Below are 13,737 nucleotides of genomic sequence, written 5' to 3'. Positions count from 1 at the left end.
GCTTCTCTGGCGGCGGTAACGCGCAGTGGCCACCCCGTTCCGGTGCTGCCGTATGTTTGATTGCCGTCACAAAGATGGGTAAGTGATACGTCGTGCCAGGGAGACGTCCGGCTACCGCTTTAAGGCAGGACGGGCAAACAATTTCTCTTAAGCAATTACATAATAAGTGGAGAGAGTATGAGTATAAGTACACCAATGCTGGTGACCTTTGTTGTTTATATCCTTGGGATGGTGCTGATAGGGTTTATCGCTTACCGGTCAACAAAAAACTTTGATGATTATATTCTGGGCGGCCGCAGCCTGGGCAGTTTTGTTACGGCTCTCTCAGCCGGTGCCTCCGACATGAGCGGCTGGCTGCTGATGGGCCTGCCTGGTGCCATCTTCCTGTCCGGTATCTCTGAAAGCTGGATCGCTATCGGCCTGACAATTGGCGCCTGGCTGAACTGGAAAATTGTGGCGGGTCGTCTGCGCGTGCAGACCGAGCATCACGATAATGCGCTGACGCTGCCTGACTTCTTTACCAGCCGCTTCGAAGACAAAAGCAAACTGCTGCGCGTGATCTCCGCGGTGGTTATCCTGATTTTCTTCACCATTTACTGCGCTTCAGGCGTGGTGGCCGGTGCGCGCCTGTTTGAAAGCACCTTTGGTATGGATTACCAGACCGCTATCTGGGCGGGCGCAGCGGCCACCATTCTCTATACGCTGGTGGGCGGCTTCCTGGCCGTAAGCTGGACCGATACGGTGCAGGCGACGCTGATGATTTTTGCGCTGATCCTGACGCCGGTGATTGTCATTATCGCCGTGGGCGGCTTTGATGATTCACTGACGGTGATCCGCGAAAAGAGCATCGAAAACCTCGATATGCTCAAGGGGCTCAATTTTGTCGCGGTCATCTCGCTGCTGGGCTGGGGGCTGGGCTATTTCGGCCAGCCGCATATCCTGGCACGCTTTATGGCGGCAGACTCCCATCGCTCTATCCGCACTGCGCGTCGCATCGGCATGGCGTGGATGATCTTCTGCCTGGCGGGCGCGGTGGCCGTAGGCTTCTTTGGTATCGCCTACTTCCAGAATAACCCGGCGCAGGCTGCGGGCGTTACAGAGAATGGAGAACGTATCTTTATTGAGCTGACGCGTATTCTGTTTAACCCGTGGATCGCCGGTATTCTGCTTTCGGCCATTCTTGCTGCGGTTATGTCCACTCTGAGCTGCCAGCTGCTGGTCTGTTCAAGTGCGCTGACGGAAGATCTCTATAAGGGCTTCCTGCGTAAAAATGCCGGCCAGCAGGAGCTGGTATGGGTCGGACGGGCCATGGTGCTGCTGATTGCACTGATTGCTATTGCGCTGGCATCCAATCCGGATAACCGGGTGCTGGGCCTGGTGAGCTACGCCTGGGCTGGCTTTGGCGCGGCGTTTGGTCCGGTAGTACTGTTTGGTGTCTGCTGGAAACGCATGACGCGTAACGGCGCGCTGGCGGGAATGGTCATTGGTGCCGCGACGGTGCTGCTGTGGAAACAGTACGGTTACGCTGAGCTGTATGAAATTATTCCAGGCTTCATCTTTGCCAGCATCGCGATTGTGGTCTTCAGCCTGATGGGCAAAGCTCCTTCTGCCGCCGCGCAGCAGCGGTTTGCCGCTGCGGAAGCGGAATACCAGGCAGATTAAGGTATTCGCGCGGTGCGTTGCGGCACCGCTATCAAAAAGGAGGCACAGTAATGTGCCTCCTTTTCACGTTGAGGCGTCAGGCAACGCGAGCCCGACGACTTTTCTGAACCGTAATCCTCTGACTTCTCCCCCGTGCAGCAAAATAATTTCCCGCAGTGACTTGTTTTTTTTACGGCGATAATGATAATCGATATCGTTCGCACTTTACGTTTTTTTACGACAGATTTACCCTGCTAAACACTTAAGAGGCAAACGATGTTTGTTCCGTTTCTCATTATGCTCCGGGAAGGCCTGGAAGCGGCGCTGATTGTCAGCCTGATCGCCAGCTATCTGAAGCGCACCGGACGCACCCGGTGGTTCCCGGCGATGTGGGGCGGGGTAATAGCGGCCATTGTGCTCTGTGCGGGACTGGGTATCGCCATCAATGCCACGACCGGTGAGTTTCCGCAGAAGCAGCAGGAGCTGTTTGAAGGTGTGGTAGCGCTGATTGCGGTTGTGATGCTGACCACCATGGTGTTCTGGATGCGCAAAGTTGCGCGCAGCATGCGCCTGACGCTGGAGAAGTCAGTAGATCAGGCTCTGGCAAAGCGGGGCGGCAGCGGCCTGCCGCTGGTGATTATGGTGTTTCTCGCCGTAGCGCGCGAGGGGCTGGAGTCAGTGTTCTTTCTGCTGGCAGCGTTTACGCAGGATGTGGGCTACGCCCCGCCCGCGGGCGCGCTGCTCGGCCTGCTGACCGCAGCGCTGCTCGGTACGCTGATCTACTACGGCGGCGTCCGGCTTAATCTGGCCCATTTTTTCCGCTGGAGCAGCCTGTTCATTCTGTTTGTTGCCGCCGGGCTTGCGGCCGGCGCAATCCGCGCTTTCCATGAGGCGGGATTGTGGAACCACTTCCAGGCAACGGCGTTTGATATAAGCAGCGTGCTCTCTGTGCACTCTCTGGCCGGTACGCTGCTTGAAGGCCTGCTCGGCTATCAGGAAGCGCCCAGCGTCAGTGAGGTTGCAGCCTGGCTGCTCTACCTGGTGCCGGCACTGCTGCTGTTTTTTTTCCCGGCGCCTCCTGCTCCGGCTGCCGCACGCAGCCTGCGCTAATCCCTGTTTTTTTAATCTGACTCTTTAACACGGATACCATCATGAATACCACGTTACGCGCTACCGCCTCTGTCGTCGCGCTGCTGCTTTCCGGGGCTGCAGCCGCTGCAGAGATCCCGCAGTTCACCGTCACCGTTACGGATAAACAGTGTGAGCCTATGACGCTGAACGTGCCGGCGGGTAAAAGCCAGTTCATTATCAAAAACCATAGTCAGAAAGCGCTGGAGTGGGAGATCCTGAAAGGGGTCATGGTGGTCGAGGAGCGGGAAAATATCGCGCCGGGCTTTACGCAGAAGCTGACGGCAAATCTGGAAGCGGGTGAGTATGAGATGACCTGCGGTCTGCTGAGTAATCCGAAAGGCAAACTGACGGTAGCCGGATCGGGGCAGTCATCAACGCCAGAGCAGAAAGCGCTGCTGCAGCTGGCTCAGCCTATCGCCGACTACAAAGCGTACGTCCTGAATGAAGTTAACGCGCTGGTAAGCAGCACCAAAGCGTTTACGGCAGCGATTAATGCAGGCGACGGTGATAAGGCGAGAGCGCTCTATGCGCCGACCCGCGCCCACTACGAGCGTATTGAGCCTGTTGCTGAACTCTTCTCCGATCTGGATGGCAGTATCGACGCGCGCGAAGATGATTTTGAGCAGAAAGCAGCGGATCCTAAATTTACCGGTTTCCACCGGCTGGAGAAGCTGCTGTTTGCCGATCGCACAACGACCGGTGCCGCGCCATTCGCCAGTCAGCTGAATGACGATGTTAAAGCGCTGCAGGCGCGCATCAGCGCACTGGCATTTGCGCCGGTTAAAGTCGTGGGCGGCGCAGCGGGTCTGATTGAAGAGGTGGCTTCGAGCAAAATTTCCGGCGAGGAAGATCGTTACAGCCGCACTGACCTGTCTGATTTCCGGGCAAATGTCGACGGCGCGCAGAAAATTGTGTCGCTGCTGCGCCCACTGTTGCAGCAGCGAAATCCGCAGCTTCTGGCGAAAATCGATACTAATTTCAACAAAGTTGACGCAATACTGGATAAATACCGTACGGCTGAGGGTTATGCATCCTATGAGAAGCTGACCGCGGCCGATCGCAATGCGTTAAAAGCACCGATTACCGTGCTGGCTGAAGATCTCTCTCTGCTGCGCGGCACGCTGGGCCTCGATTAACCATGGCTAAACAGCATGATGCCATGCAGCCGGCACGTCGTCGGTTACTGCAGGGACTGGGTGTGCTGGGCGGTGCGGCTGCGCTCGGGGGCAGCTGTCCGTTTCACGCTGGCGCAGCAGCAGAGCATTTTTCTCCGGGCACGGTTGCACCTGATGCGCGTCAGCAAGTGCAACCATTTTACGGTAAGCACCAGGCGGGTATCCTGACGCCGCAGCAGGCCGCCATGATGCTGGTGGCGTTTGACGTGCTGGCCGACGGTAAAGCGGAGCTGACGCGCCTGTTACGGCTGCTGACGGAGAGATTCGCATTTCTGACGCAGGGCGGACCCGCACCTGCGGTGACTAATGCGCAGCTGCCGCCGGCTGATTCCGGTATTCTCGGTGCCACTATTGCACCAGATAACCTGACGCTGACGCTGTCCGTGGGCAGTTCGCTGTTTGACGAACGCTTTGGGCTGGGCGCGCACAAGCCTGCACAGCTGCAGGCCATGACGCGCTTTCCCAATGACTCGCTTGACGCCAGTCAGTGCCACGGGGATTTACTGATTCAGATCTGCGCCAATAGTCAGGACACCGTGATCCACGCACTGCGCGATATCATCAAACAGACCCCCGATCTGCTGGCAGTACGCTGGCGGCGCGAAGGGTTTATTCCTGAGCACGCAGCGCGCAGTAACGGGCAGGAAACCCCGATTAATCTGCTGGGTTTTAAAGACGGCACGGCGAATCCGGATGCGCAAAACGGTGCGCTGATGGATAAAATGCTGTGGGTCACGGCCGACCAGCAGGAGCCCGCATGGACATACGGCGGCAGCTATCAGGCGGTGCGGATTATTCGTTTCCGCGTTGAGCAGTGGGATCGCACGCCGCTGGGTGAGCAGCAGACTATTTTTGGCCGGGAAAAGCTCAGCGGAGCGCCGCTTGGCGGGCATCATGAACATGATGAGCCGGATTACGCCAGCGATCCGGATGGAGATGTGATAGCGCTGGATGCCCATATCCGGCTCGCTAACCCGCGTACGCCTGAGACGGCGGACAGCCTGATGCTGCGGCGCGGCTACAGCTACTCCGCCGGGATCACCGGGGCAGGGCAGCTTGATATGGGGCTGCTGTTTATCTGCTATCAGCACGATCTCACTAAAGGTTTTATCACAGTGCAGCAGCGACTTAACGGCGAGGCGCTGGAAGAGTATGTCCGGCCCACCGGCGGCGGCTACTTTTTTGCGCTGCCGGGCGTCGCCAATGCCACGCACTACCTTGGCCAGTCGCTGATTGAAGCCTGAACCTGCTCTCCGGCAACGCTGATTACGCCTGATAAGCGTTCCGCGTCATAAAAGGATCCGCCAGGGATCCTTTTTTATTTTATATACCACATTGTTTTGTATGTAGTTTTTACGGGATGCGCCTGATGCGATCGCCGCAACAAATCTTAATTTGCATCGAAAAGTAAAAATAGTGTTGCAAATTTTCGGCGCTATGTTTCACTTTACTCATAAGCGTTGTCAGTTTTGTGGCATCAGCCACTGGAGTTCGCGCATGAGGCGTTCCATTCCGGAACCAGCAGGTGTAACACAGCAAGCGCAGTTCTCTGCGGGAGAGAGCCTCCTGTCAGCGTTTTACTCTTCTTTCATCCACTATCTACATTATCCAGTTTGTTTTTATCCGGTGCGCTGCGGCGTTTCGGCGCTGTTGTACACCCCGTTTTGTGTATCAGTACGGCTAAAAGGAAGCCAACGTAACCTCTAAAGCGTTCAAGTCATCGCCGCGGGTGATCCGTCGCGATTCATGAAACCAACTGTAAGGTGCCACTATGGGAAGACAGAAAGCAGTGATCAAAGCGCGTCGTGAAGCTCGTCGTGTGCTTCGTAATGACTCCCGGAGTCATCGTCAGCGCGAAGAAGAATCGGTCACTTCGCTGGTGCAGATGGGCGGGTTAGATGCTATTGGCATGGCGCGCGATGTGCGCGATCGGGCACCAATTGCAGCCCGGAATGAAGCTCAGGCGCACTATCTTAACGCCATAGAAACGAAACAGCTGATATTCGCAACCGGCGAGGCTGGCTGCGGTAAAACCTGGATTAGCGCTGCAAAAGCAGCTGAGGCCCTGATCAATAAGGATATCGAAAGGATTATCGTGACGCGCCCGGTACTGCAGGCGGATGAAGATCTCGGTTTCCTGCCCGGAGACATTTCCGAGAAATTCGCCCCCTATTTTCGTCCGGTTTATGACGTTCTGGTTAAACGTCTCGGCGCTTCCTTTATGCAGTACTGCCTGCGGCCTGAAATCGCCAAGGTAGAGATTGCGCCCTTCGCCTATATGCGTGGACGTACTTTTGAGAACGCAGTGGTTATCCTCGACGAGGCACAAAACGTCACCGCTGCACAGATGAAGATGTTTCTGACCCGCCTGGGGGAAAACGTCACGGTTATCGTTAACGGTGACATTACCCAGTGCGATCTGCCCGCCAGCGTCCAGTCCGGTCTTGCCGATGCGCTGGCGCGCTTTGAAGAGGATGAGATGGTGGGCGTGGTGCGCTTTGCGAAAGAGGACTGCGTTCGTTCAGCACTCTGCCAGCGCACGCTGCACGCCTACGGCTGATAGCGTCCCACTCCGTTGACAAACCCGGCTCCGGCCGGGTTTTTTTCTGTCCGTGGTTTTACCGGCAGAGCCTGATGACCTTTCAGAGTGATGAGATTTGCAGCGGTTCGCTAACGCGGTAAGATTGATCTTTTTTCAGGGAGCACAACCAGTGAAAAATGTCGTCCTGAGTATGCTGGCAAAAATATCGCACATTGATGCGGACATGAAACAGCTGACCGCCCGGGTTGAAGCACAGTCGCTGCTGATCAGTGCGCTGGTCCTGGCCGTCAGCAGGCAGGGTGGAGTGACGGAGATGATTGATGCGGCTAATAAAGCGATCAATACGGTTATCGACTCTGCTGAAAACGATGAGGTACTGAGGTCCGATGCCGCTATTCTGCTAAGCGAACTGCAGAATCTGCTGACTATCTCTCAGGCTGTGGATAAGGCAGATGACGAAATTAACCATGAAGGATTAAGTGGACTGACCGGCGTTACGGCTGCTGAACCCGCTTTACCCGCTAAAAAGTAAACTGGTCAGACACAGCAGATAAACAAGCCTGAACGCGCGTTCAGGCTTGTTTTAGCAGACATTTCCCGCCCCGGCTGGCTTATTCGCCGTTGATACGCTGTTTCATTTCACGCTGGTGCTTGTGATAGTCCTCACCGCACTCTGCAGAGCAAAATGCAGTATCGGCCACCACGCTTTCATCCCTGCACCAGATACAGTTGCCCGTTGTGCTCACCAGGCGTGGTTTGCGGGCAAACAGGGCGCTCTCAAGATGAGCGGCTTCTCGTTCCTGTGCCAGATCTACATCATCCATAATTTTTTCCTTAATAAAACATATGTTTCTTCAGGCCTTACGGCTCTGAGCATTTTGGTCACAATATAAAAGGCGTCCGCAAAACGGCATCGCTTTCAGCAGGGTTAAACGAAAGAGGTAGCTGTTATCCGCATCCGGTTTATGCCCGCTGAATGTTGCTGTCAGGTCAGTTTAGCAGAGGTGAAGCAGGGCTGCGGCCTGAGTTTACTGATGATGGTTCATGGCGGTCAGGAGTGGGCACCTGAATCCAATAATATGCATTGCACAAATCTGCCAGGGACGCATAAATGCGTCCCCTACGGGCAACACCGGAGGTGTGTCGTTTAACGTGTTTGGGCACAAATCTGTAGGGGCGCCATTTATGGCGCCCTGGCAATCGGGTATGGGGCATAAACGACGGCAGGGACGCATAAATGCGTCCCCTGCGAGTGGTGCCGGAGGTGTGTCCTTTAACGTATTTAGATACGAATCTGTAGGGGCGCCATTTATGGCGCCCTGGCAATCGGATGCGGGGCATAAATGATGTCTGGAATGCATAAATACGTCCGGAAACTATGAATGACACCATACCCGTGCGTTTTACGCCGCAATAACGTAAGGAAAGCTCTTTAAGAGCCCTCAGCTGATGAATTTTTCCGGCAAGAGATAACGGTTAGCCACATAGTGAACCCCGATAAAAGCTGCTAGCGCGGCATTATCTATCTTTTCAAAGGAGATGATGTACCTGCTATACGTTTGTGGCGGTGAGAGGGGGATTGATTCGCTTCGCTCACCCTGCGGGCAGCGTCGCAGGCTCCGCTGTCCGGTGAACAGGGTTCACCGTCGAACCCGGTCGGGGGTTCTCATACCCCTCTCACTGTGCAATATGCAAAAAAAAGCCTGAACGTGAGTTCAGGCTCTTCTTCAAATTTGTGGCGGTGAGAGGGGGATTCGAACCCCCGATACGTTGCCGTATACACACTTTCCAGGCGTGCTCCTTCAGCCACTCGGACACCTCACCACATATTTTTTTTGCTAACCGCACTGGGTCAACGGGGCGCTACTATAGGGAGTTAGCTGAAAAGGGTCAAGCGCTATTTTCTCCTTTTTTTCTATCTGCTTAAGCTCTGCGCAGATTGTATTAACCCTGTTCGCTTCGCGGCGATTGTCATCGAAACGTTGCGCGTCTGACACAAAAATGTCATCCCGCTGACGCAGACTTGGCAGCGAAAATAACCGGGTTGTCTCACTGATAAGGATGCTGAAGAATGAAACACTTACCTCTGCTGACGGTTTCACTGCTGGCTTCGCTGATCGCCACCTCCGCGGTGGCAGATGTTACAACATACAATAGAGCGGCAGCTGGCGATTTGACGCAGCATGGTGGCGCGCGTCGGCTGAGCAGCGATCAGACTGAGGCGCTGAAAGCCTCGCTGAGTAATCAGACGGCGAAAAATGTCATTTTGCTGATTGGCGACGGCATGGGTGACTCTGAGATCACCGCGGCACGTAATCTTGCGATGGGTGCGGGCGGCTTTTTTGCCGGTATTGATGCGCTTCCGCTTACCGGGCAGTACACGCACTATTCGCTGGATAAAAAAACGCATAAACCCTCTTACGTCACTGACTCTGCCGCGTCCGCCACCGCGTGGGCCACAGGCACCAAATCCTATAACGGGGCGATTGGCGTCGACATTAATGGGCAGGATCAAACCACGCTGCTTGAGCTGGCCAAAGCGGCCGGCAAAGCAACCGGCAATGTCTCTACCGCCGAACTGCAGGATGCTACGCCAGCGGCGCTAATGGCACATGTCACCTCGCGCAAATGCTATGGCCCGGAGAAAACCAGCGAACTCTGCCCGGGCAACGCCTTAGAGCAGGGCGGCCGCGGCTCAATTACCGAGCAAATGCTGCTGACCCGGCCGGATGTGGTGCTGGGCGGCGGTGCAAAAAGCTTTAACGAGGTGGCTAAAGCAGGCGACTATAAAGGCAGAACGCTGTATGAACAGGCGCAGGCGCGCGGCTATCAGCTGGTAGAAAACCTGGACGCAATGAACGCGGTCCGGCAGGCCACCCAGCAGCAGCCGCTGCTAGGGCTGTTTGCACCGGGCAATATGCCGGTGCGCTGGCAGGGTCCCAAAGCCAGTTATCATGGCAACATCGATAAACCGGTGGTGACCTGTGAGGTTAATCAGGATCGTCCGGCATCGGTGCCGACGCTGGCGCAGATGACGACAAAAGCGATCGACCTGCTGAGCAAAAATGAGAAAGGGTTCTTCCTGCAGGTTGAGGGCGCGTCAATCGATAAACAGGATCACGCGGCTAACCCGTGCGGCCAGATTGGCGAAACGGTGGATCTCGATGAAGCGGTCCAGGTGGCGCTGGCTTATGCCCGCGAACATGGCGATACGCTGGTGGTGGTCACCGCCGACCACGCGCACAGCAGTCAGATTGTTGAGAACGGCACCAAAGCGCCGGGCCTGACCCAGGCGCTGAACACGAAAGATGGTGCGGTAATGACCATCAGCTACGGCAACTCGGAAGAGGATTCGCAGGAGCACACCGGTGCTCAGCTGCGCATTGCTGCCTACGGACCGCACGCGGCAAACGTGGTAGGGCTGACCGATCAGACCGATCTGTTCTTCACGCTAAAAAATGCGATGGCGCTTAAATAAGCGGATAGCAGACAGAAAAAATCCACGCTGCGGCGTGGATTTTTGTTTTTACCGGAGCAGTCTCACCCCAGCACTTTGCTGAGAAACGCCTGAGTACGCGGATTTTGCGGCCGGGTGAACAGCACATCCGGCGTGTCCAGCTCCTGAATGATCCCCTGATCCATAAACATCACGCGATCTGCCACTTCGCGTGCAAATCCCATTTCATGTGTGACAATCACCATGGTCATGCCTTCCTGCGCCAGCATTTTCATGACGCTCAGCACCTCGCCGACCAGCTCAGGATCGAGCGCGGAGGTCGGCTCATCGAACAGCATGATCTCCGGCTCCATCGCCAGCGCCCGTGCAATAGCAACGCGCTGCTGCTGGCCGCCGGATAAGCTGTTTGGCCAGGCGTGTATCTTATCGGTTAGGCCCACCTTCTCCAGCAGCGCTTTAGCCTGCTCAGTGGCCTGCTGGCGCGACAGTTTGCGCACATCCATCGGCGCCATAATCAGGTTTTCCAGCACGGTCATATGCGGGAACAGATTAAAGCGCTGAAACACCATACCCACGTGTTGACGCAGCGTATTGATGCGGGTTTTGGGATCCTGTACCTCAAATCCGTTCACCACCACGCGACCGCCGTCAATGCTTTCAAGCCCGTTCAGGCAGCGCAGGAAGGTGCTTTTACCTGAGCCGGACGGACCGATAACGCACAATACTTCCTGCGCCGGAATGTCACAGCTGATGCCGTTCAGGACCTGGTTTTCACCAAAGTTTTTCTGCAAGTTTTCAACGTGGATCACTTTTGCCAAACCTCATTTCCATGTAACGAACCAGCAGCGACAGCAGGAAGGTAAATACCCAGTACACCAGCGAAATCACCAGATAGGGTTCCCAGTAAGTTGCATAGGCGCCTGAAACCGTACGGGCAGCATACGCCAGATCGGCGAGGCCGATCGCTGACGCCAGCGATGAATCCTTAACAATAGCGATCGCGTTGTTGCCGAGCGGCGGCAGCATGCGGCGAAACGCCTGCGGCAGGATCACTCTGCGCATGGTGCGACCATATGGCATGCCGAGCGATCGCGACGCTTCCATCTGGCCGCGATCGATCGACTGGATCCCGGCGCGAAAAATCTCCGATACGTAAGCGCCTGCATTAAGAGTGATGGCCACAACGCAGGAAAGAAAAGCGCCATAGTTAGCGCGCAGCTCGCGGGCAAACTCTGCCGGCATAATGCCGTTCGCCACCAGCACGCCGTCGCGCGGATTGATAAATAGCGGGATCAGCGCAAAGTGCACGACCATAATCTGCACGAACAGCGGCGTGCCGCGAAAAGCGCTGATATAGATGCGCACCGGCCACTGAATGCCGTAATGCAGTAGATATTTCCACGGGCCGTGCGGCGCCGACGCCAGGCGGCCTAAGCCGAGCGTCAGGCCCCACAGGGTACCCGTGATCACACAGATAAGCGTGCATTTGAGGGTCATCATCGCGCCGTCGATAAACAGCGGCATATATTCCCCGATGATTTCCCAGCGGAAGCCAGTCATAAAAACGTCCTTATTGTGCCGCGCGAGCGCGCGGCGACGGGAAAATTACTGCGCGGGAAGAGCAGGAACGTTGCTGTCGAACCAGGTCGCGTAAATTTTCGCATAGGTGCCGTCGGCAATGATTTTCTGCAGGCCGGCGTTGATCTTGCTGCGTAATTCATCGTTGCCTTTCGCTACCGCGATGCCGAAATACTGGCGCTCAAACTTATTATCAGAAACCAGTTTAAACTGCTTCTCCGGATGCGTTTTTATGTAGTATTTCACCACGCCGACATCCCCCACGGCGGCGCCAATACCATCTTCATACAGCTCCTGCAGCATCAGCGGCGTATTATCAAAACGTTTAATCGCCGTGCTGTTTTTGCCCAGCACATCGGAGACCACAATGTCGCCGGTACTGGAGTTCACCACGCCTACGTTCAGGTTCTTCAGCGACGCCAGTGACGATACGCTGGCGTTTTCCGGCACCACAATAGCCTGTTCAGCCGGGAAGTAGGGCGCGGAAAAATCCACCATCTGTTTGCGCTTATCGGTGATGGTAATGCCGGAGATAATGATGTCGCGATCGCCCGAATTGAGTGTGGCAAAGATGCCCTCCCACGGGGTATTGACCAGCTTAATATCAAAATTTTCCGCTTTGGCGACGGCCTTGATAATGTCGATATCAAATCCTTCCAGCTGCTTCTGCGCGTTTTCAAATTCGAACGGACGGTAAGTGCCGCCAGAGCCGACAACATAGGTAACGGCCTGCGCCGCCGTGGCTGACAGCGCCAGCACTAAGCCCAGCAGGGCTGAACGGATAAACATAGTGATTCTCCTGGAGAAGGGATAAGATGCGTAATTTATGCAAATTTAATGCATAAAAATACACATTGCCGCATGCTCTGGCAAGCGGAATAGTCAGCGCTGAGGACAATATTCATCAAAGCGTGAAGGGGGCATCCGGCCGTTGTGGCACAGTGCGGAACGCAGGAGAGCAGCGCGTCCGGCCGCAGGTTACGCTTTGCGCAATGGCGCACAGATAATGCGCATGGCAATTGCGCTGGCGAGAGGAAACAGCGCCAGCAGCAGCCACGGCAGCCGTGCTGCTTCTGAAGGTTCGCGCGCCTGTTCCAGCACGCCTCCCAGCAGGACGTTACCCAGCAACACCGCCACGCCACCGGCAGTGGCCAGGGCGCCATAGTGCGCGCCGAGCGATGACGGCTCCGCAAACCGCGGCACCAGGTCTTTTGCAGCGGGCACCAGCAACATCTGTCCCAGCGTCAGCAGCGTAACAAAAGCTGCCGCAGGCAGCAGGCGCAGCCAGCCCGCAGCGGGAGCAGCGACAGCGCACAGCGCCACGCTGAGAAATGCTACGGCAATCAGCGCAAAGCCCCACGGTACAACTCGTGCCGCGCCGGTGCGGCGGGCGAGACGTGCCAGCGGCAGCTGCAGCGTAATAATCAGCAGCGAGGCCAGCATAAACAGCGGTGCCAGATCGCTCTCCTGACCGCCGGCGCGCTGGATCTCCACCGGCAACGCCAGATAGAGCTGGTTATAGCTGAGCAGCCAGCTGCTGTAAGCGATAATAAATGCCACAAAGCGCGGCTGGTGAAAGGTGCGCCACCACGGCGCGATCTGCAGCGCGGCGCGGCGCACTGGCGCGGCGGGCAGGGTGAAAAACAGCACAATCATCGCCAGCACAAATACCACCGCGCCGGCAAAGGCGATCTGGCGAAAACCGTAGCCGGTCAGCAGCGCCCCCGCTGCCGGACCGATAACGGCACCCAGTTCACCGCAGACGGCAAACAGGGCAAACCACTCCGCCCGGCTGCGTTTACCTTCAGCTTCACTCTGCGTACCCGCCTTCGCCAGCAGCGCTTCAATCGAGGGTGAAAACAGCGCGCCGCCAATACCGGTCAGGCAGGCACCTATGATAACCGGCGTTAAAAATTCGCCGCCTGCCAGCAGCAGATAGCCGCTGATACGCACCATGCAGCCTGCCAGCACCACGCGTCGGGCGCCAAAGCGATCGGAGAGCGCGCCGCCGAGCAGAAACATACCCTGCTGACAGAAGGTGCGCAGCCCCAGTATCAGCCCGACCAGCGTGCCGGAGAGCGCCAGATCGTCGCGCAAAAAAATGGCCAGGAAAGGCACTACGGCGTAAAAGCCGAGGTTGAAAATAAACTGGCAGCCCGGCAGCAGAGGCAGCCAGAGCCGCGGGCCGGGCCGGGGCACAGACATGAAGGTTT

General features: G+C 56.3%; 12 protein-coding genes, 1 tRNA gene and 1 other RNA gene. 7 read left to right on the top strand and 7 right to left on the bottom strand.

Features of this window, described 5'->3' with window-relative positions; translation table 11 throughout:
- The first annotated feature begins 177 nt into the window (after positions 1-177).
- From putP to iraP, 6 genes are all read left to right on the top strand, one after another.
- Positions 178-1,662: a sodium/proline symporter PutP gene (gene putP, locus AC2CF9_RS03710; protein WP_150016347.1), complete on the top strand. Its 1,485-nt coding sequence runs from the start codon at positions 178-180 to the stop codon at positions 1,660-1,662.
- A gap of 255 nt (positions 1,663-1,917) precedes the next feature.
- Positions 1,918-2,751 carry an iron uptake transporter permease EfeU gene (gene efeU / locus AC2CF9_RS03705; protein WP_150016346.1) on the top strand — a complete coding sequence of 278 codons (834 nt, stop codon included), beginning with the start codon at positions 1,918-1,920 and terminating at the stop codon, positions 2,749-2,751.
- A gap of 41 nt (positions 2,752-2,792) precedes the next feature.
- Complete coding sequence (gene efeO / locus AC2CF9_RS03700) at positions 2,793-3,908, top strand: iron uptake system protein EfeO (protein ID WP_484556275.1); 1,116 nt, start codon at positions 2,793-2,795, stop codon at positions 3,906-3,908.
- Between the two features lie 2 nt (positions 3,909-3,910).
- A complete protein-coding gene (gene efeB, locus AC2CF9_RS03695; protein ID WP_484556274.1) occupies positions 3,911-5,191 on the top strand; it encodes an iron uptake transporter deferrochelatase/peroxidase subunit in 1,281 nt (426 codons plus the stop codon).
- A gap of 527 nt (positions 5,192-5,718) precedes the next feature.
- Complete coding sequence (gene phoH / locus AC2CF9_RS03690; protein WP_065649060.1) at positions 5,719-6,507, top strand: phosphate starvation-inducible protein PhoH; 789 nt, start codon at positions 5,719-5,721, stop codon at positions 6,505-6,507.
- Positions 6,508-6,658: 151 nt separating this feature from the next.
- The gene (iraP, locus tag AC2CF9_RS03685) at positions 6,659-7,021 is read left to right on the top strand and encodes an anti-adapter protein IraP (RefSeq protein ID WP_150016343.1); all 363 of its coding nucleotides are present in this window, start codon (positions 6,659-6,661) and stop codon (positions 7,019-7,021) included.
- Positions 7,022-7,100: 79 nt separating this feature from the next.
- Here iraP and AC2CF9_RS03680 read toward each other — a convergent pair whose 3' ends face one another.
- The 3 genes from AC2CF9_RS03680 to AC2CF9_RS03670 form a co-directional block, all read right to left on the bottom strand.
- Positions 7,101-7,313, bottom strand: coding sequence for a hypothetical protein (locus tag AC2CF9_RS03680; RefSeq protein ID WP_150016342.1), 213 nt, complete (start codon positions 7,311-7,313; stop codon positions 7,101-7,103).
- Positions 7,314-8,051: 738 nt separating this feature from the next.
- A non-coding RNA gene (locus AC2CF9_RS03675) (RtT sRNA) lies at positions 8,052-8,180 on the bottom strand.
- A 45-nt stretch (positions 8,181-8,225) separates the two neighbouring features.
- Positions 8,226-8,313 (bottom strand) — tRNA-Ser (locus AC2CF9_RS03670).
- A gap of 247 nt (positions 8,314-8,560) precedes the next feature.
- Between AC2CF9_RS03670 and phoA the strand changes: the two genes are divergently transcribed.
- Positions 8,561-9,967 carry an alkaline phosphatase gene (phoA, locus tag AC2CF9_RS03665; RefSeq protein ID WP_484556273.1) on the top strand — a complete coding sequence of 469 codons (1,407 nt, stop codon included), beginning with the start codon at positions 8,561-8,563 and terminating at the stop codon, positions 9,965-9,967.
- A gap of 62 nt (positions 9,968-10,029) precedes the next feature.
- Here phoA and AC2CF9_RS03660 read toward each other — a convergent pair whose 3' ends face one another.
- The 4 genes from AC2CF9_RS03660 to AC2CF9_RS03645 all read right to left on the bottom strand — a co-directional run bounded on the left by AC2CF9_RS03660 (position 10,030) and on the right by AC2CF9_RS03645 (position 13,729).
- Positions 10,030-10,755, bottom strand: coding sequence for an amino acid ABC transporter ATP-binding protein (locus tag AC2CF9_RS03660; RefSeq protein WP_484556442.1), 726 nt, complete (start codon positions 10,753-10,755; stop codon positions 10,030-10,032).
- Positions 10,742-11,506 carry an amino acid ABC transporter permease gene (locus AC2CF9_RS03655; RefSeq protein ID WP_150016340.1) on the bottom strand — a complete coding sequence of 255 codons (765 nt, stop codon included), beginning with the start codon at positions 11,504-11,506 and terminating at the stop codon, positions 10,742-10,744. Before AC2CF9_RS03655 ends, AC2CF9_RS03660 begins: the two co-directional genes overlap by 14 nt.
- 45 nt (positions 11,507-11,551) lie before the next feature.
- On the bottom strand, positions 11,552-12,313 hold the full coding sequence (locus AC2CF9_RS03650) for a basic amino acid ABC transporter substrate-binding protein (RefSeq protein ID WP_150016339.1): 762 nt from the start codon (positions 12,311-12,313) through the stop codon (positions 11,552-11,554).
- Between the two features lie 189 nt (positions 12,314-12,502).
- Positions 12,503-13,729 (bottom strand): MDR family MFS transporter, encoded by a 1,227-nt coding sequence (locus AC2CF9_RS03645; protein WP_484556272.1) that lies wholly within the window; start codon positions 13,727-13,729, stop codon positions 12,503-12,505.
- Positions 13,730-13,737 lie beyond the last annotated feature (8 nt).

Source organism: Pantoea sp. SYBGC1 (assembly GCF_057197005.1).
This window is presented reverse-complemented; position numbering and strand designations above follow the sequence as displayed.